Below are 18204 nucleotides of genomic sequence, written 5' to 3' on the forward strand. Positions count from 1 at the left end.
GAACTACACCCTTCGGCGTTCCCGCTCGCTGGCCAACGCGATTTTGACGACGTCGAACGCCATCGACTGACTGTAGCCACGGCGCGCAAGCATGCCGACCAGGCGGCGGGTGACCTTGACGTCGTCGCCGTCGTGGTCGAGCTTTTCGCGGCGGAGCTTGTCGGCGACCAGTTGTTCGGCCCGTGACCGTTCGGCATCGGCGTCGATGTCAGCGAGGGCCGCGTCGATCACGTCGTTGTCCACGCCCTTCGTCCTAAGCTCAGCGGCCAAGGCACGCTTGCCTTTACCCGCGTTCAGCTGACGGGAGCGGACCCACTGTTCGGCGAAGTCGGCATCATCGATGAGGCCGACCTGGGTGAGCCGCTCGAGCACGCGGGCGCTGACGTCGTCGGGGTACCCCCGTTTGGCCAGCTTTTCTTCGAGTTCGGCCCGAGTGCGGGCCCGCGCGGTGAGCAGGCGCAGACACAGGTTGTGCGCCTGCTCCTCGCGCGTGACCTCAGAAGTCGACGGGGGCGGGCAGGACTTCGTCATCGGTGATCACGGCGCCAATGCCGAGCTTCTCTTTGATCTTCTTCTCGATCTCGTTGGCCACGTCGGTGTTCTCGAGCAGGAAGTTGCGGGCGTTCTCCTTGCCTTGACCCAACTGCTCGCCTTCGTAGGTGAACCACGACCCGGACTTGCGGATGAAGCCCTGCTCGACACCCATGTCGATGAGCGAGCCTTCCTTGCTGATCCCCTTGCCATACAGGATGTCAAACTCAGCCTGTTTGAAGGGCGGCGAAACTTTGTTCTTGACGACCTTGACGCGGGTGCGGTTACCGACCGCGTCAGTGCCGTCCTTGAGCGTTTCGATTCGCCTGACATCCAAGCGGACTGAGGCGTAGAACTTCAAAGCCTTTCCGCCCGTTGTCGTTTCAGGAGAATTGTGCACCATCACGCCGTCGACGAAGTAGTTGTGATTGCCCTCGACCTCGATGTCGAATCGGTTCATTGAACGGGTATGCGGCTTGACATGAACGTCGAGCACCCGGGCAGGCACCAGGCGCTGGGACGGCTCCACGAATTGCGGCGTAACCGTGCCGAGCCCACGGAACCGCGGGAGCAGTTTGTACTCCATCGACGGCGCCATATATGGCGCCACCATTTCCTGGAACTTCGCACTAGCGGCTGTCGAAAAGACCATTACCGCCCTACCCGTGGCACCCGACTTGCGCAACCGCACGTCCAGGCCATGGGTATCGCGCAGATAATCGCGGAGCCGCACTTGCGACCCTTCACTCATCGCTTCCACGCAGAACTCGATACGGCCGCTGCCGCCTTCGGTTCGCTGTTGCAGTCCCTTGGACCGAACGGTGAACGAGCCGTCGTCCATGTACCAGATCGCAAGAGCCAGCGGCGTGAGCGCCTTCAGATACTCCTCGGACAGGAACTTCTTGCCGTCGCCCAGGTACATCGCGCGCTGCAACTCTCCCAACTCAGGCAGCGGGGTGAAGTCGACGAACCGTGCGCCCCTGTCGTTTTCACGTAGCGAGTGAGCGATGTTACCCATGAGCGCCGTCTTCCACTCCAGGTAGCCAATCTGCTTGGCGCCGTGTCCGAGCCGGAATCGCACGCCGTTGCGGTCTCGCCGGTTGGGCGACAGGTTGCCGTCACCCATCAGGGAACCGAGCACGACCTGAAACTGCTGATCGCTGAGTCGATGCGGTTCGGTAGCCATCACCCGGTCGCCGGCAATCAGGTCGCCTGCCTCGGTCCATCCGCCTGGAGTCCGGATGAGGTGGTTAGGCGTGGCAGCGAATTGGGACTTACCGTTTCCGCCCGACTTCTCGACAGTGAACTGCAGGAACTGCTCGGCGGGACCGTTGTTGAACCAGTTCACCACCTTACGCGGAACGACTCGGTCGGTATCCGGATCGTAGGACAACACCTCGACGTCCATTTTCTGGTTGACGATCTTGCCGATCTTCTCGGTCATCCCGTCGGCCAACTGAACGCGAGTGCTGTAGTTGAAACATCCGAACATCACACCGATCTTTTCGCGGAGCTGGTTGATGAAGATCGCGGTGGTACCCGAATTGTTCAGTGCGCCGGTCATTTTGCGCAGTGCCTGGCTCATCAGCCGGGCCTGAAGTCCGACGTGGCTGTCGCCCATCTCGCCTTCGATCTCCGCCCGTGGCACCAACGCGGCCACCGAGTCGATGACCAAAATGTCCAGCGCGCCGGATCGGATCAGCATGTCGGCGATCTCGAGCGCCTGCTCACCAGTGTCGGGCTGGCTCACCAGCAGCGCGTCGGTGTCCACGCCGAGCTTCTTGGCGTACTCCGGATCCAGCGCATGTTCCGCGTCGATGAACGCCGCGATGCCGCCTGCGGCCTGGGCGTTGGCCACCGCGTGCAACGCGACGGTGGTCTTACCCGAGGATTCCGGGCCGTAGATCTCGACCACCCGGCCCCGCGGCAGTCCGCCGATGCCGAGCGCCACGTCCAGGGCGATGGACCCGGTCGGGATCACCGAGATCGGCTGGCGGACCTCTTCGCCGAGCCGCATCACCGAGCCCTTGCCGTGACTCTTCTCAATCTGCGCGAGTGCCAGCTCGAGGGCCTTCTCGCGGTCGGGTGCCTGCGCCATGGTGGTCTCCGTCCTTCGGATGTCTAGCTGTTCGGTGATCGGGTTTCGATCAGTTGGCCGTGACGCTAGAGGCAGCCACCGACAAGTCGGCCTGACCAGCATCTAGCCGTCGAACACTGCCCACAGTAGCGAACGTGTGTTCGATGGCAAGGAGGCGCGCCGTGTCGCCCCGGTCAAAGGGCGAGCAGACCCGTAATGTCCGCTCCGGCGGCGTGTCGCGGGCAGTTTGCGTCTGCTCGCGTATGAGAAGTCACCACTGATCGCGCGGGACGTCGAAGTCCGAGCACAGCGCGCGCCAGACGTCCCGCGGGTCGACGCCGTCCTCGATGGCCTGCGCGGCGGTCCGCCCCCCGTATCCGCTCAACACGTGATCGACGAGCAGCGACGCACCGCGCACCGGACCGAACTGTCCCTCGACGAGTTCATGGAATTCCGTCAACCGCACGAGCCCAAACTACGCGGAAGACATCAGAGCTTCATGGCACACCCGTACCGGATCTTCGACGTCGGCAACCGTCGCTCCGGCCCGCCGCGCTGCGTCCCGGTAGCCGGGTTCGGCCAGCACCTCGCGCACCGCCCGCGCCAGCGCGTCCGGGCTGAGAGGACGCACGAGTTGCGCGCTGCCCTGCCGCACAACACGATTCGCAATCTCCCACTGGTCGCCGCCGCCCGGCACCACCACCATCGGCACCCCGGCCAGCAGCGTCTTGGCGACCATGCCGTGTCCCCCGCCGCAGATCACCAGATCGGCGTGCGACAGCAGTTCGTCCTGTCTACCCAGCCCGATGACCGCCCACGGCGGCACCGCGACGTCCGTGCCGCCGAGGCGCGACACCACCACCCGCGATCCCGGCGGCAACACCGGTCCCGGCGTCAGTGCCTCCAGCGCAACCTCGGCCAGGCCGCCGGCGCCGGTGGTGGCGGTGGACGGCGCGACGACCACCACGGGACCGGTACCCGCCGGGATGTCCAGCGTCGTCGACGTCGGCTCGAAGTGCAGTGGACCCACCACCACGGCTTCGGCCGGCCAGTCGGGCCGCGGCACCTCGAGTGCGGGCAGGGTGGCGATCAGCCTTCGGCGTGGACCGGGATCGGTTGCCGGCAATCCGATCTCGGCCCGCGCGGCCGCGCGCTGGCGAACGCCTTCCCGCCACGACCGGGCCGAAAGCGTACGCAGCACCGCGTCGCGCAACCGGCCGCGGACACCCACCCCCGGCGCCAACCCGGTGCCGATCGGCGGCAGTCCTTTCGACGGCCGGTACAGCGGATGCGGGTTCAACTCCACCCACGGCAGCTCGAGAAGTTCGGCGCACAACCCGCCGGCCGTGGTGATGACGTCGGAGACCACCAGATCCGGTGCGATCTCGCCCAGCTGCGGCGCGTTGAGCACCGCCATCCGGGCGCCGCGCCGGTGGATCTTCGCACCGGCGTCTGCATCGTCGTCGCTGTCGGTCGGGTCCAGCCCGAGCAGTTCGACGGCGGGCAGCCCGGCGCCGTGAGCGGTGTCCAGCCATTCCACACCGGTGAGCAGCATGGGCGAATCCCCATTGGCCAGAAAGCGAAGGCACAGTGCGATCGCCGGGAAGGCGTGCCCCGGATCCGGTCCGGCGACAACCGCGACGCGCATTGGGCCTACCCTGCCACAGCGACTCGGCACTAGGCTGGGCCCATGACCGACCAGGCTTCCGGACTGAGAACCGACGTCGACAACATCCGAGCGGTGGAGACCTTCCTCTACGCCCTGCAGGACGAGGATTTCGCGACTGCCGACAGCTTGCTCGCCGACAACACCGAATGGCAGAACGTCGGGCTCCCCACGATCCGCGGTCGCGAACGCATCATCGGCGTGATGCGGCGTGGCGAGGGCCGCTTCGGTTTCGAGGTGAAGATCCATCGCATCGCCGGCGACGGCAACAGCGTGCTGACCGAACGCACCGATGCGCTTGTGCTCGGGCCGGTGCGTCTGCAGTTCTGGGTGTGCGGGGTCTTCGAGGTGCATGCCGGCCGAATCACGTTGTGGCGCGATTACTTCGACTATGTGGATTTCGGGAAGGCCATCCTGCGGGGAATCGCCGCGACGGTGTTCCCGGCCCTGCGCCCCACGATGTAGTTCAGCCGTTACGCGCCGCGGACGTGGCCAAGTTCGTCGAACGCCTGGGCCCAGCCGAGCAGGCGGTCGGTGGCATTGGTCAACTCGTCGCGGTAGCGCTGTTGCCACATCGGCGAGGTAGAGGTGGATCCGGCGTTTGCCGCGGACACCAGTTGGGCTGCGGCGCCGACCATTTCGTTGTACTGCCGCGCGCCGTGATCGAGTTGCGCACTGAACGCCGCGATGGTGGGTGTCAGATGGGCGCGTGATTGCGGCGTCGACCGGATGGCCCGCTCCATCGACACCACTTCATTCGCGGTCGCGGCCATGGTCACTGCGGTCTGATTGGCCGCGGCGGTCAACTCGCGAAGCTCGTCGGCCGGCAGCATCCGTCCGCGCTCCATCACGCCCAGCAGTGAGAACAATCCGCGTTCAGAGGCCGCCAGTGCTGCCATCGGCTGACGGGCGGCCGACCCCCACGGTGGAAGCCGACGGGTGGCGCGGGATCGCGGCGGCGGCAACGGCTCGCGTCGCAGCCACCGGTACCGCAGGAATGCCAGCGTGGCCAGAAACGCCGCACCGACCGCGATCGGAGATGGGATGAGCAGCGCCCAAGCGGGCGTGTCCCACGCCGCCACCAATCCCGTCACGCCGATCCAGAACACACAGGAAACCGTGAAGAGCAGGGTGAGCCGCAGCGCCCAGCGCCGCTTGCGCAGCAACTTCGCGCGCGGATCCGCGGCGGCGTTCAGCTTGGCGGCCAGCACGTCGGACCACTCGGCGGCGGTGTCGATTCCGTTCTGGAAACCACGCTGCACCAGCGAGCGCCACGGCTCCGGTCGACTCGTTCGCGAACTCACTGGTGACCTCGGTTATTGGGACAGCGGATTTTCCGGCGTGGCCTGCTGCGGATTGGCCGCCGGGGTCGCGGGCTGGGCCGCGGCATTGCCGCCCGCAGGCAATTGCTCACCGCGCATCGAGGCGCGGATCTGCTCCAACCGCGAGTGCCCGGCCATCTGCACGCTCGCCTGCTGGACCTCCAGCATCCGGCCCTGCACCGAGTTCTGCGCGAGCTCGGCCTCGCCCATCGCGTTGGCGTAGCGGCGTTCGATCTTCTGACGCACCTCGTCGAGGCTGGGCGTGGTGCCCGGCGCGGCCAACTCGCTCATCGACCGCAGCGACGAGCTGACCTGCTCCTGCATCTTGGCCTGTTCGAGCTGGGACAGCAGCTTGGTGCGCTCGGCGATCTTCTGCTGCAGCATCATCGCGTTCTGCTCGACGGCCTTCTTGGCCTGGCCGGCCGCGTTGAGCGCCTGATCGTGCAGGGCCTTGAGGTCCTCCACGCTCTGCTCGGCGGTCACCAGCTGCGCGGCGAACGCCTCGGCGGCGTTGTTGTACTCGGTTGCCTTGGCGGCATCGCCGGAGGCAACGGCCTGATCGGCCAGCGTCAGCGCTTGGCGGACATTGACCTGCAGCTTCTCGATGTCGGCGAGTTGGCGGTTGAGCCGCATCTCCAGCTGGCGCTGGTTTCCGATCACCTGGGCGGCCTGCTGCGTCAACGCCTGGTGCTGGCGCTGAGCCTCCTCGATGGCCTGCTGGATCTGCACTTTCGGGTCGGCGTACTCGTCGACCTTCGAGCTGAACAGCGCCATGAGGTACTTCCACGCCTTGACGAACGGATTGGCCATGTCAGTTCACTCCGCCTTCGTGTCGTTGTCTCGGACTCGCCGCCCGGCTTACCGTGCTGCCCAATCTATCGGGTCAGCGCGCATCGCCACACCCACTCAGTGTCCGACCGGGCTCAGGCGACCGCCATCGACACGACCTGCGGGATGACCACCTTGGTGGTGGCGTCGATGTTGGCTGCCCCGGCGAACGCGGCACGCTCCTCGCGCTCCATCTCCAGACCGGCGTCGGAAAGCACCCGGGACAGCGGAATGTCGAGAGCGCCGCAGATCGCGCCGAGCAGTTCGCTCGAGGCTTCCTTGCGCCCGCGTTCGACCTCGGAGAGATAGCCCAGGCTGACCCGCGCGGTATCGGATACCTCGCGCAGGGTGCGCCCCTGGTCGACGCGGGCCCGACGCAGCACGTCGCCGATCACCTCGCGAAGCAATGCCGTCATCGTGCTCTCCCTCCGGAGTCAGTGGCTGGGCCTTGTAAAGGGCGGTGTACTAGGGCAACGCCGCATGCGGGGCGGTTGGTTCCCGGATGGCGCAGATCACTGTTGAACCACAGTCGTCTTGCTGCGATCGGCGGGGCCGCGACCGGTGCGCGGGTCACCGATCAGCGGGTCGGCCCTTGGAGTCCTTGATCGCGGAGACGACGTAGTCGACGCCGGTCACCACCGTCAGGACCAGCGCCGCCCACATGATCACCCAGGCCGAAGACAGCCACGCACCCGACAGCGGCAGCACGAACAGGCCGATCGCCACGGCCTGCACCAGGGTCTTGAGCTTGCCGCCCCGACTGGCGGGGATCACCCCGAACCGCAGCACGGCGAACCGCAACACGGTGATGCCGATCTCGCGAATCAGGATCACCGCCGTGATCCACCACGGAAGGTCGCCCAGTATCGAAAGCCCGATCAGCGCCGCACCGATGAGGGCCTTGTCGGCGATCGGATCGGCCAGTGTGCCGAATTCGGTCACCATGCCATAGCTGCGGGCCAGCGCCCCGTCGAATCGGTCGGTGATCACGGCGACGCTGAACACCACGAATGCCGCTATGCGCCAGAAGGTTTCATGGCCATCACCGACGAAGAGCACCACCAGGAAAACGGGAACCAACGCCATCCGCACGCCGGTGAGCACGTTCGCGATGTTCGCTACGCGGGCGCGCGGAGCCAGCGGATCTGTATGGGGTTGGCCCGGCACCGCAACAGAATATCGGTTGCTCAAACGGATACTCTCCACCTGTGAGCGCAGAATCCTGCGAGGTCGTCGTGCGGCGTGCGCGAACCTCGGATGTCCCCGCCATCAAGGCTCTGGTCGACATCTACTCCGGCAAGATCCTGCTGGAGAAGAATCTGGTGACGCTCTACGAAGCCGTACAGGAGTTCTGGGTCGCCGAGAGAGACGGCGAACTGATCGGGTGTGGCGCGCTGCACGTGCTGTGGTCCGACCTTGGCGAGGTGCGCACCGTCGCTGTGCACCCGAAGGTCAGGGGCCACGGCGTCGGGCATGCGATCGTCGATCGGCTGCTCGACGTGGCCCGCGAATTGCACCTCGAGCGCATCTTCGTGCTCACCTTCGAAGTCGAGTTCTTCACCAAACACGGGTTCAAGGAGATCGACGGTACCCCGGTCACCGCTGAGGTCTACGAGGAGATGTGCCGTTCGTATGACACCGGTGTCGCGGAGTTCCTCGACCTGTCCTTCGTCAAACCCAACATCCTCGGCAACACGCGAATGCTGTTGACTCTGTAGCGATTTGGGTGTAGTTGGTTGCCTTCGCCGCAACTAACTACACCGAAATCACTCGGACTCGTCGTCGCTGCCGGTGTCCGAACCGCGGATCGACGCGAGCGTCGCCGCCAGCTCGTCGGATTTGACGAGCACCTCGCGCGCCTTGGAGCCCTCGCTCGGCCCGACGATGTTGCGCGTCTCCATCAAGTCCATCAGCCGGCCCGCCTTGGCGAACCCGACCCGCAGTTTGCGCTGCAACATCGAGGTGGATCCGAACTGGCTGGACACCACGAGTTCGACCGCCTGCAGGAAGACATCCATGTCGTCGCCGATGTCGGGATCCACGTCGGTGCGCTCACTGGTGGTCTTCGCGGTCGTGACACCCTCGGTGTACTCGGGCTCGGCCTGCGCCTTGGTGGCCTCGACGACGGCGTGGATCTCCTCGTCGGTGATGAACGCGCCCTGCAGTCGACGCGGCTTGTTCGCGCCCATCGGCAGGAACAGCCCATCGCCCATGCCGATCAGCTTCTCGGCGCCCTGCTGGTCGAGGATGACGCGGCTGTCGGTCAGCGACGACGTGGCGAACGCCAGCCGCGACGGCACGTTGGTCTTGATCAGGCCGGTGACGACGTCCACCGACGGCCGCTGCGTGGCCAGCACCAGATGGATACCTGCGGCGCGGGCCTTCTGCGTGATGCGCACGATCGCGTCCTCGACGTCGCGGGGCGCGGTCATCATCAGGTCGGCCAACTCGTCGACGATGGCGACGACATACGGGTACGGCTTGTACTCGCGCTGGCTGCCCAACGGTGCGGTGATCTCACCGGAGCGCACCTTCTTGTTGAAGTCGTCGATGTGGCGCACCCGCGACGCCTGCATGTCCTGGTAGCGCTGCTCCATCTCCTCCACCAGCCACGCCAGCGCGGCGGCGGCCTTCTTCGGCTGGGTGATGATCGGCGTGATCAGATGCGGAATCCCCTCGTAGGGCGTGAGTTCCACCATCTTCGGGTCGATCAGGATCATCCTGACCTCCTCGGGCGTGGCCCGCACCAGTAGAGACACCAGCATCGAGTTCACGAAACTCGACTTGCCGGACCCGGTCGACCCGGCCACCAGCAGGTGCGGCATCTTGGCGAGGTTGGCCGAGATGTACTCACCCTCAATGTCTTTGCCCAAGCCGATGACCAACGGGTGGTGATCGCCGCGGGTGGTCGGATCGGTGAGCACGTCGGCCAGGCGCACCATCTCCCGGTCCACGTTGGGTACCTCGATGCCGACCGCGGACTTGCCGGGGATCGGCGCGAGCATCCGTACGCTCTCGGTCGCGACCGCGTAGGCGATATTGCGTTGCAGCGCAGTGATCTTCTCGACCTTGACGCCCGGGCCGAGTTCGACCTCGTACCGGGTGACGGTCGGGCCGCGGGTGCAACCCGTGACCGAAGCATTGACCTTGAATTGGTCCAGCACCTCGCTGATGGCCTCGATCATCCGGTCATTGCCCGCGCTGCGGCGTTTGGGCGGATCGCCGGCGATCAGCAGATCGAGTGGCGGCAGCGCGTACGGTCCGTCGACCACGCGGTCCAGCGACAGACTCTGCTGTCTGGCCGGCTTCTTCTTGCGGGACTTGGCGGTTGGCTCGGGAACCGTCGGCGCCTCGTCCTCGATGGGATAGTTCTCCATGGGCGTGCCGGTGGGCCACGCGCGCGCCGCATCGTCGCCGGGCGGGAATGAGTCGTCGTAATACCCGTCGGAGAAGTCCTCGCGCTCCGCGATGACGGCCGTGTCCTCGTCGTCGTAATCGTCGTAGTCATAGTCATAATCGCCGAAGCCCCGCGCGGAGAACATCGCCCGCACCGTCGACGGCACTTCGCGGATCGTGGTCCCGGTCACCAGCAGGACACCGAACAGCACACCGATGAACAACAGTGGCGCGGCGATCCACGGTGTCAGCCCGTCTGAGAGCGGACCGCCGATCGCGAAGCCGAAGAAGCCCGCGGCGTGTTGCCGGTCGGCTGGAGCCTGGGGGGAGCCGGCCCACAGGTGCCACAACCCGAGGGCAGGCAACGCGATCATCGTCGAGCCGAGAATCAGCCTCGGCCTGGCGTCCGGGTCCGGTTCGGTGCGCATGAGCGTGACGCCGACGGCCGCCACCGCAAGCGGAACGAGCACGACGGCAGCGCCGATCAACGTCCGCAGGAAGGTGTCGAGCCATTCGCCCACCGGCCGAGCGGCGCCGAACCACGAACTCGCCGCGACGACGACGGCGAGACCGAGCAGCGCAAGCGCGATGCCGTCGCGGCGATGGCCGGGTTCGAGATCGCGGGCACGACCGACCGAACGCGCGGTGCTGCCGGCACCCTTGGCCAGCATCAGCCACCCCGCCCGCACCCCACGGCCTACCGTGGCGCCGGCCGACGAGATCGGCGACGTGGTCCGGCGCGGCGCCGGTTTACGACGGGGCGCCGTCCGGCTGCCCGATCGCGAACCGGCCTTTGACCTGCTCGAACGGTTCCCAGAGCGGGCGGCGGTCTTACTAGGCATGCCTGTAAGCCTAGTCCCTTGAGCCCCAGAACCACCATCTGCCACACAGGTCACAGATGGGTATCCAAAAATTTAGTTAGGTTCGCTGAGTAGGGTGTTTCCCGTCCGGCCACCCCGCACCGAGGAGTTCATCGCCATGCCCGTCACCATCATCGCCACCATGAAAGCCAAGCCCGAGTCCGTCGACACCGTTCGAGAGGCGTGCAAGAAGGCCATGGAGGCGGTGCACTCCGAACCCGGGTGCGATCTGTACTCGCTGCATGAGGCCGACGGGACGTTCATCTTCGTCGAGCAGTGGGCCGACGCCGATGCGCTGCAGGAGCACAGCAAGTCGCCCGCGGTCGCGACGCTGTTCGGCACGGTAGGCGAGCACCTCGACGGCTCACCTGACATCAAGATGCTGCAACCGGTCGTCGCCGGTGATCCGAGCAAGGGAGCACTGCGTCCCTGATGGCTCCGCTCGACGGCAAGGTCGCCTTCATCACCGGCGCGGCCAGGGGCCAGGGACGGGCAGAAGCCGTCAAGCTGGCGTCCGATGGCGCCGACATCATCGCGGTCGACATCTGCGAGCAGATCGCGTCGGTCCCGTACCCCCTTGCGACGGCGGATGAGCTGGCCGAGACAGTGAAGCTCGTCGAGGACACCGGCGCGCGAATAGTGGCTCACCAGGCCGACGTTCGCGACCACGAGTCGTTGCAAGGCGCGCTGCAGGCGGGCCTCGACGAGTTCGGCGGGCTCGACATCATGATCGCCAACGCCGGAATCGCACCGATGAAGTCAGGCGAGACCGGTTGGCGTGACGTGATCGACGTCAACCTGACCGGCGTCTTCCATACGATCGAGGTGAGCCGCCAGCCGCTGACCGAGCGCGGCGGCGGCGCGGTGGTGCTGATCAGTTCGGTGATGGGCCTCGTCGGCGGCGGAAGCGACGATTCCGGCTCGATCGGCTACGCCGCCGCAAAGCACGGTATCGTCGGGCTGATGCGGGTCTACGCGAACCTGCTTGCGCCGCACAATATTCGGGTCAACTCGATACACCCGGCGGGCGTCGATACGCCGATGATCAACAACGAGTTCATCCAGCGGTGGCTCGACGAGGTCGTCACGCAGACCGGCAAGCCCATCGACATGGGCAACGCGCTGCCGGTCGAAACCCTCGACCCCGACGACATCGCCAACGCGGTCGCGTTCCTGGTCTCAGACGCCGCGCGCTACATCACCGGTGTGACGCTGCCCGTCGACGCTGGCTACATCAACAAGCGCTGACGCTACACCTCGATGACCGTCGGCACGATCATCGGCTGACGGCGGTAGGTCTCCCCCACCCACTTGCCGACGGCTCGCCGCGCGGCCTGGGCGATGCGGTTGACGTCGGTCACCCGTTCCGCGACAAGCGCTTCGAGCGCCTCGTCGACTTTGCGGCAGGCAGGCTCCAGCGCCTTTGGGTCCTCGCTGAATCCGCGCGAGTGTAGATGCGGCGGTGCCGCGGGCTTGCCGGTACCACGCTGGACCACGACGGTGATACCGATGAATCCCGAAGAGAGCGTGAGCCGGTCACCGACCACGGCGTCGCCCACATCCCCGGTGACCAGACCGTCGACAAACATCTTGCCCGTCGGTACCGCACCGGCGATCGATGCTCGACCCGCCACCAGATCGACGCTGACACCGTTCTCGGCCAGCACGATGTTGTCCTCGGGAACGCCGGTGCGCGCCGCGAGACCCGCGTTGGCTCGCAGCATCCGCCAGGTGCCGTGGACGGGCATCACATTGCGCGGTCGCACGCCGTTGTAGAGGAAGAGCAACTCACCGGCATATGCGTGGCCCGAAACATGAACGCGCACTTGTGCATTTGTGACGACACGGGCGCCGATCTTGGCCAGCGCGTCGAGCACACCGAAGATCGCTTCCTCGTTGCCGGGTATCTGTGACGACGACATGATGATGAGGTCGCCCGCCGTCAGGGTGATGCTGCGATGCTCACCCCGCGACATCCGCGACAGCGCCGCCATCGGCTCGCCTTGGGTTCCCGTGGTGACGAGCACGACCCGCTCGGGCGCCATCATCTCCGCGGCGCCGATGTCGATGATGTCGTCATCGTTGGTCAGCGTCAGGTAGCCAAGCTCCTTGGCGATTCCCATGTTGCGGACCATCGACCGGCCGACAAATGCCACCTTGCGGCCGAGCGCCACCGAGGCGTCGATGATCTGTTGCACGCGACCGACGTTCGATGCGAAGCAGGCCACGATGACGCGTCCCTGAGCGCTGCGGATCAGCCGGTGCATGTTCGGCCCGATCTCGCTTTCCGACGGTCCGACACCGGGAATCTCGGCGTTGGTGGAGTCGCACAGGAAAAGGTCCACTCCAGCATCGCCCAGTCGTGACATGCCTGGCAGATCGGTGGGCTTGCCGTCGGGCGGGGACTGGTCGAGCTTGATGTCCCCGGTGTGCAGCACGGTGCCGGCGCCGGTGTGTATGGCGATCGCCAGACAACCGGGTATCGAGTGGTTGACCGCGAAGTATTCGCATTCGAACACGCCGTGTCTGGAGCTCTGGCCCTCGTCGACTTCGATGAACACCGGCTTGATCCGGTGTTCACGACACTTCTCGGCAACCAGCGCGAGCGTGAACTTCGAACCGACCACCGGGATGTCGTGTCGCAGCTTCAGCAGGAAGGGGATGGCACCGATGTGGTCCTCGTGCGCATGGGTGAGCACCAGGGCTTCCACGTCGTCGAGGCGGTCCTGGATGAGGCGCAGGTCGGGCAGAATCAGATCGACGCCGGGCTCGTCGTGCGTCGGGAACAACACACCGCAGTCGACTATCAGGAACCGGCCGAGATGCTCGAAAACGGTCATGTTACGGCCGATTTCGCTGATTCCGCCGAGCGCGGTGACCCGCAATGCGCCGGGAGCCAGTGGCCCCGGTGGGTTGAGTTCTTCGTTCACTACCGCAGCACCGCGGCCGCCCGCATATCGGCGGCCAGCGCGTCGAGTTGTTCGGCCGTGGCGGGCATCTGCGGCAGCCTCGGGTCACCGGCCTCGAAGCCCTGCAGCCGCAGACCCGCCTTCGACAGCGTCACCCCACCGAGACGTGCCTGAGCGTCGCTCAACGGCCCCAGCGTTACGTTGATCTTGCGGGCCGTCGCGATATCGCCGGACTGGAAGGCCGACAACATGTCCCGCAGCTGGCTCGCGGCTAGATGAGCCCAGACACTGACGAAGCCGACGGCCCCCATCGCGAGCCACGGCAGGTTCAGCGCGTCGTCGCCGGAGTAGTAGGCCAACCCGGTTTCGCCGATGATCTGGCCGCCACCATGCAGATCACCCTTGGCATCCTTGACGGCCACGATGTTGGGATGCTCGGCAAGCTTGCGCATGGTGTCCCACATGATCGGGATGACCGACCGCGGCGGGATGTCGTACAGGATGACCGGCAGGTCCGTCGCATCGGCGATCGCATTGAAGTGCGCAACCAGGCCGGCCTGCGGCGGCCGCGAGTAGTAAGGCGTCACCGCCAACAGCCCGTGGGCACCCTCGGCTGCCGCGAGCTTGGCTCCGTGCACACTGTGGGCAGTGTCGTACGTACCGACGCCGGCGACGATGCGCGCGCGGTCGCCGACGGCCTCGAGCACGGCCCGTACCAGCGCAAGCTTCTCTTCGTCGGTGGTCGTCGGCGATTCACCGGTCGTCCCCGACAGCACCAGACCGTCACACCCGGAGTCGACGAGTCGATTCGCCAACCGGGCCGCGGCGTCGGTATCCAGCGAGCCGTCGGGCTTGAACGGAGTCACCATTGCGGTCAGCACGGTGCCCAACTGGGCCGTTACGTCGATTCCGCTGGTGCTCACGGGGCTCAGATTACTCGCTTACCGTCACGCTTCAGTGGCCAGAGGGGACGTGGCGACCTCGGTGCCGTCCGCCAGCGCAGAGATTTCGAAGTCGCTGAATACCTGCGGTGCGACATCGACGAGTCGGCGCAGGCATTCGATGGCCAGCCGGCGGATCTCCACGTCGGCGTGTTCACTGGCCCGCATCGCGATGAAGTGCCGCCATGCCCGGTAGTTGCCGGTGACGACGATCCGGGTCTCGGTGGCGTTCGGCAGGACCGCCCGCGCGGCCTGGCGTGCCTGTTTGCGCCGAAGGACCGCGTTAGGTTGATCGGCGAATTTGGCCTCGAGGCGGTCGAGCAGTTCGATGTAGGTGGATCGGCTGGCGTCGGCGGCGGCGGCGAAGATCTCCGTCAGCTCGGGGTCGTCCTCGATACCCGGAGGCACCACCACCTGAGCGTCGCGCTCGGGGACGTAGCGCTGCGACAGCTGGGAGTAGGAGAAGTGCCGGTGGCGGATCAGCTCGTGGGTGCATGACCGCGAGATCCCGGTGATGTAGAAGGAAACCGATGCATGCTCGAGCACCGAGAAATGCCCAACGTCGATGATGTGCCGGATGTAGGCCGCGTTTGTGGCGGTGCGCGGATTCGGCTTGGACCAGCTCTGATAGCACGCACGACCGGCGAATTCGACGAGTGCCGGCCCGCCGTCGGCGTCGGTGCTCCACGGCACATCCGGCGGCGGGGTGAACTCGGTCTTGGCGATCAGTTGGACGCGCAGAGGCGTGGTCTCGGCCACGGCTCACCCTAACGTGGACCAGGTTTCGGCCTCGGGCGCAGCGGGAACAAACCCCTTCTCAATCGGTGTTACTCAAGGACCGATCTTGAGAGGGAGTGTGACTGATGGCAACCGATTACGACGCACCCCGCGTGAAGGACAGCGACGAGGCGGTCGACGAGTCGCTCGAGGCGATCGCTGCAAAGCGCCGCGGACAGGTCGATGTGGCGGTGCTCGACGTCGACGACGGCGACCCGGTCGACTCGATCGACCTACCCGACGTCGACCTGTCGGGTGAGGAGCTCACCGTCCGGGTGATTCCCAAGCAGGCCGACGAGTTCACCTGCTCGAGTTGCTTCCTGGTGCAGCACCACAGCCGGCTGGCCCTGCGGTCGGGCGACCGGATGGTCTGCGCCGACTGCGCCTGACGCTCAACCGAGCGGGGCTCGAGTGTGCGAAACCGGTGCACAAGGAAGGGACCGCATGACCAGAGACGAGATCACCGCCGAGATCACCGCGGCGCGACTGGCGAAGGGGCTCAGCTGGCAGGAGCTCGCCGACGCCATCGACAAGCCGGTGGTGTGGACGGTCGCAGCCCTGCTCGGCCAACACCCGATTCCGGTCGAGGCCGGCGAGGTGGTCGTGGAGATGCTCGGGCTCGACAACGCGGCGATACCGGTGTTGGCGGCGGTTCCCATGCGCGGCGGCCTGCCGACTGCGGTACCCACCGACCCGACGATCTACCGCTTCTACGAGGCACTCCAGGTCTATGGAGGCGCCATCAAGGAGCTCATCCATGAGAAATTCGGCGACGGCATCATGAGTGCCATCAATTTCAGTGTCGACGTTCAGCGCAAGCCGCATCCCGGCGGCGACCGCGTCGTGGTGACGTTCGACGGCAAGTTCCTGCCTTACGACTGGACCGCGGCTCAAGAGTAGGACCGGCCGTTCGGCGGGGCAGTGTCGTGGATCTATGGCAGCACCGGAAGATATGGCTGTATGGCTTTGTTGGTATGGTTGCCCATATGAAGACGACGGTCAATCTTCCCGATGAGTTGCTGCGAGAAGCTCAGGATCTCGCGCGCCGGGAAGGTACTACGTTGCGGGCGTTGATCGAAACCGGGCTACGCGACGTCATCAAGCGGCAACGGGCAGGCGCTTCTTTCGTGCTTGCCGATGCCAGCGTCTCCGGGTGCGGCCTGCAACCGGAGTTCCGTAACGCATCGTGGGACAAGGTCCGCGACAGCGTCTATGGCAACCCGGCATGATCGCCGTTGACACAAATATTCTGGTCTACGCGCATCGACGCGACGCCCAGTTCCACACCGCGGCCGCCGAGCGGGTGAAATCACTTGCCGAAGGCCGGTCCGCCTGGGCAATACCCTGGCCATGTCTGCACGAGTTCTTTGCCATCTGCACACACCCCAGGATCTACGATCCGCCCAGCACTACCGGCCAAGCGATCGAACAAATCGATGCGTGGCTCGCATCCCCCGCACTGTCTTTGCTCGGCGAGCCGCCGGGTTACTGGGAGCGTCTCAAGACACTGCTCGAAGCGGGCAAGGTGGCCGGTCCGCTGGTGCATGACGCACGAATCGTCGCCTTATGCGGGTCACACGGCGTACGCGAATTATGGTCCGCCGACCGCGATTTCGGGCGGTTCAATTCGTCAGTGGCGGTTCGTAATCCATTGATTGCCTAAGCCGCATTGCTTCTTCCACACACTGGGCAGAGCCGCGCGTAGCCCGTCTGTCAGATCGCCGCGCTCCCCGACCACCACATCCGCCAGTCCCAGCCACGACGCCATCGACCGCAACTCAGCGGCCAGCGCCGACGCCACCCGCGGCCGCTCTGCACCTGGCTCAGCGAACGCGCCCACCACGTTCAAAGCGCCCGCCGTCCGATCGGCCTTCAAGTCCACCCGACCGACCAGTTCACCGTCGAGTAGAAACGGCCACACGTAATAGCCGTACTGGCGCTTCGCAGCGGGCACGTAAATCTCGATGCGGTAATGAAATCCGAACAGCCGCTCGACCCGGGGGCGGAAGAAGATCAGCGGATCGAACGGACACAACAGCGCCGTCCCGCGGTCACGCCGCGGAATGATCTGTCCCGCCCGCAGATACGCCGGCGCCGCCCACCCGTCGACCTCGACCTGCTCCAACTCCCCGTCGGCAACGAGCTTGGCAACAGCCGGCTTGGCCTGGCCGGGCGACAGCCGGAAGTAGTCCCGAATGTCCGGCTCGGTCGCCACGCCCAGTGCACCGGCCGCGCGCAGCACCAGCTCGCGTACGGCATCTTCGTCGTCGACCTCACGCGCCAACACTTCCGCCGGCAGCACCCGCTCGGCGAGGTCGTAATGCCGCGCGAAACCCACACGGGTGGCCGTCGCGAACACGCCCGACGACCACAAAGCCTCGGTCACCCACTTGGTGTCGCTGCGGTCCCACCACGGCCCCTTGCGACCGCGCTGTTCGGCGCCGAGGTAGGCCGCGATCTGCCCTGCCGTCGACGGGCCCAACTCGGTCACCGCGGCGACGATCTGCTCGGCCAGCTTCTCGTTGCGTCTGACGATGTGGGTGCCCCACCGGCCGTGGGTGTACTCGCGCATGCGCCAACGCAGCAGCGGCCAGTCCTCGACGGCCATCAACGCGGCCTCGTGCGACCAATATTCGACCAGCAGTCGCGGCGATCGCGCCGAGTGGCTCCACGCCGCCTGGTCCACCACGTCGCGGTTATAGGGTCCCAGCCGGCTGAACACCGGCGCGTAATGCGCGCGCACCGACACCGATACCGAGTCCAACTGCAGCACCTGGATCCGTGAGATCAGCCTGCGCAGGTGCGCACGGGTGACCGGACCGCTCGGCTTCGCCTCGGCGAAACCCTGCGCCGCGACGGCGATGCGTCGCGCCTGGGCCGCGGTGAGTGTCGGCACG

21 protein-coding genes are annotated in these 18204 nt (G+C 66.0%); 8 read left to right on the forward strand and 13 right to left on the reverse strand.

The window, feature by feature from the left end; translation table 11 throughout:
- Positions 1-3: 3 nt before the first annotated feature.
- From recX to AU185_RS14310, 4 genes are all read right to left on the reverse strand, one after another.
- A complete protein-coding gene (gene recX / locus AU185_RS14295) occupies positions 4-531 on the reverse strand; it encodes a recombination regulator RecX (protein WP_059099804.1) in 528 nt (175 codons plus the stop codon).
- Positions 497-2629: an intein-containing recombinase RecA gene (gene recA, locus AU185_RS14300; protein ID WP_059099803.1), complete on the reverse strand. Its 2133-nt coding sequence runs from the start codon at positions 2627-2629 to the stop codon at positions 497-499. The genes recX and recA overlap by 35 nt, the downstream gene beginning before the upstream one ends.
- Before the next feature lie 250 nt (positions 2630-2879).
- Positions 2880-3074: a DUF3046 domain-containing protein gene (locus AU185_RS14305; RefSeq protein ID WP_059099802.1), complete on the reverse strand. Its 195-nt coding sequence runs from the start codon at positions 3072-3074 to the stop codon at positions 2880-2882.
- 9 nt (positions 3075-3083) lie between these two features.
- Positions 3084-4256 (reverse strand): glycosyltransferase, encoded by a 1173-nt coding sequence (locus tag AU185_RS14310; protein WP_059099801.1) that lies wholly within the window; start codon positions 4254-4256, stop codon positions 3084-3086.
- A gap of 42 nt (positions 4257-4298) precedes the next feature.
- Between AU185_RS14310 and AU185_RS14315 the strand changes: the two genes are divergently transcribed.
- Entirely contained in the window at positions 4299-4739 is a 441-nt protein-coding gene (locus AU185_RS14315) for a limonene-1,2-epoxide hydrolase family protein (RefSeq protein ID WP_059099800.1), read from the forward strand.
- 8 nt (positions 4740-4747) lie between these two features.
- Here AU185_RS14315 and pspM read toward each other — a convergent pair whose 3' ends face one another.
- From pspM to pgsA, 4 genes are all read right to left on the reverse strand, one after another.
- The gene (gene pspM / locus AU185_RS14320) at positions 4748-5578 is read right to left on the reverse strand and encodes a phage shock envelope stress response protein PspM (RefSeq protein ID WP_059099799.1); all 831 of its coding nucleotides are present in this window, start codon (positions 5576-5578) and stop codon (positions 4748-4750) included.
- 12 nt (positions 5579-5590) lie between these two features.
- Positions 5591-6406 carry a phage shock protein PspA gene (gene pspA / locus AU185_RS14325; protein ID WP_059099798.1) on the reverse strand — a complete coding sequence of 272 codons (816 nt, stop codon included), beginning with the start codon at positions 6404-6406 and terminating at the stop codon, positions 5591-5593.
- A 113-nt stretch (positions 6407-6519) separates the two neighbouring features.
- The gene (gene clgR / locus AU185_RS14330; protein WP_059099797.1) at positions 6520-6840 is read right to left on the reverse strand and encodes a transcriptional regulator ClgR; all 321 of its coding nucleotides are present in this window, start codon (positions 6838-6840) and stop codon (positions 6520-6522) included.
- 154 nt (positions 6841-6994) lie between these two features.
- Positions 6995-7591 carry a CDP-diacylglycerol--glycerol-3-phosphate 3-phosphatidyltransferase gene (pgsA, locus tag AU185_RS14335; protein ID WP_059099796.1) on the reverse strand — a complete coding sequence of 199 codons (597 nt, stop codon included), beginning with the start codon at positions 7589-7591 and terminating at the stop codon, positions 6995-6997.
- 41 nt (positions 7592-7632) lie between these two features.
- On the opposite strand from pgsA, the gene AU185_RS14340 reads away from it, so the two are divergent.
- Positions 7633-8142 (forward strand): amino-acid N-acetyltransferase, encoded by a 510-nt coding sequence (locus tag AU185_RS14340; protein ID WP_172800218.1) that lies wholly within the window; start codon positions 7633-7635, stop codon positions 8140-8142.
- Between the two features lie 48 nt (positions 8143-8190).
- Here the strand turns inward: AU185_RS14340 and AU185_RS14345 are convergent, their stop codons facing one another.
- Positions 8191-10662, reverse strand: a complete 2472-nt coding sequence (locus AU185_RS14345) for an FtsK/SpoIIIE family DNA translocase (protein WP_172800389.1) — start codon at positions 10660-10662, stop codon at positions 8191-8193.
- Positions 10663-10798: 136 nt separating this feature from the next.
- On the opposite strand from AU185_RS14345, the gene AU185_RS14350 reads away from it, so the two are divergent.
- Together AU185_RS14350 and AU185_RS14355 are read left to right on the forward strand one after the other, a co-directional pair.
- Positions 10799-11113, forward strand: a complete 315-nt coding sequence (locus AU185_RS14350) for a putative quinol monooxygenase (RefSeq protein ID WP_059100127.1) — start codon at positions 10799-10801, stop codon at positions 11111-11113.
- A complete protein-coding gene (locus AU185_RS14355) occupies positions 11113-11928 on the forward strand; it encodes a mycofactocin-coupled SDR family oxidoreductase (RefSeq protein ID WP_059099794.1) in 816 nt (271 codons plus the stop codon). The genes AU185_RS14350 and AU185_RS14355 overlap by 1 nt, the downstream gene beginning before the upstream one ends.
- A 2-nt stretch (positions 11929-11930) precedes the next feature.
- Here the strand turns inward: AU185_RS14355 and AU185_RS14360 are convergent, their stop codons facing one another.
- From AU185_RS14360 to thyX, 3 genes are read right to left on the reverse strand one after another with little or no spacing between them, the layout of a single operon-like run.
- On the reverse strand, positions 11931-13610 hold the full coding sequence (locus AU185_RS14360) for a ribonuclease J (protein ID WP_059099793.1): 1680 nt from the start codon (positions 13608-13610) through the stop codon (positions 11931-11933).
- Positions 13610-14512 carry a 4-hydroxy-tetrahydrodipicolinate synthase gene (gene dapA / locus AU185_RS14365; protein ID WP_059099792.1) on the reverse strand — a complete coding sequence of 301 codons (903 nt, stop codon included), beginning with the start codon at positions 14510-14512 and terminating at the stop codon, positions 13610-13612. Before dapA ends, AU185_RS14360 begins: the two co-directional genes overlap by 1 nt.
- Positions 14513-14536: 24 nt before the next feature.
- Positions 14537-15289, reverse strand: coding sequence for an FAD-dependent thymidylate synthase (thyX, locus tag AU185_RS14370; protein ID WP_059099791.1), 753 nt, complete (start codon positions 15287-15289; stop codon positions 14537-14539).
- 104 nt (positions 15290-15393) lie between these two features.
- Here thyX and AU185_RS14375 point away from each other — a divergent pair, with 104 nt between their 5' ends.
- The 4 genes from AU185_RS14375 to AU185_RS14390 all read left to right on the forward strand — a co-directional run bounded on the left by AU185_RS14375 (position 15394) and on the right by AU185_RS14390 (position 16970).
- Entirely contained in the window at positions 15394-15696 is a 303-nt protein-coding gene (locus tag AU185_RS14375; protein WP_059099790.1) for a DUF4193 domain-containing protein, read from the forward strand.
- Between the two features lie 55 nt (positions 15697-15751).
- Complete coding sequence (gene cynS, locus AU185_RS14380) at positions 15752-16207, forward strand: cyanase (protein ID WP_059099789.1); 456 nt, start codon at positions 15752-15754, stop codon at positions 16205-16207.
- 86 nt (positions 16208-16293) lie between these two features.
- On the forward strand, positions 16294-16536 hold the full coding sequence (locus tag AU185_RS14385) for a type II toxin-antitoxin system VapB family antitoxin (protein WP_197413441.1): 243 nt from the start codon (positions 16294-16296) through the stop codon (positions 16534-16536).
- Positions 16533-16970: a type II toxin-antitoxin system VapC family toxin gene (locus AU185_RS14390; RefSeq protein ID WP_059156983.1), complete on the forward strand. Its 438-nt coding sequence runs from the start codon at positions 16533-16535 to the stop codon at positions 16968-16970. Before AU185_RS14385 ends, AU185_RS14390 begins: the two co-directional genes overlap by 4 nt.
- Here AU185_RS14390 and AU185_RS14395 read toward each other — a convergent pair.
- Positions 16938-18203: a winged helix-turn-helix domain-containing protein gene (locus AU185_RS14395; RefSeq protein ID WP_059099787.1), complete on the reverse strand. Its 1266-nt coding sequence runs from the start codon at positions 18201-18203 to the stop codon at positions 16938-16940. The genes AU185_RS14390 and AU185_RS14395 overlap by 33 nt on opposite strands.
- Position 18204: the final 1 nt, after the last annotated feature.

Origin of the sequence: Mycobacterium sp. GA-0227b, assembly GCF_001499855.1 — a bacterium.
Taxonomy (GTDB): Bacteria; Actinomycetota; Actinomycetes; order Mycobacteriales; family Mycobacteriaceae; genus Mycobacterium.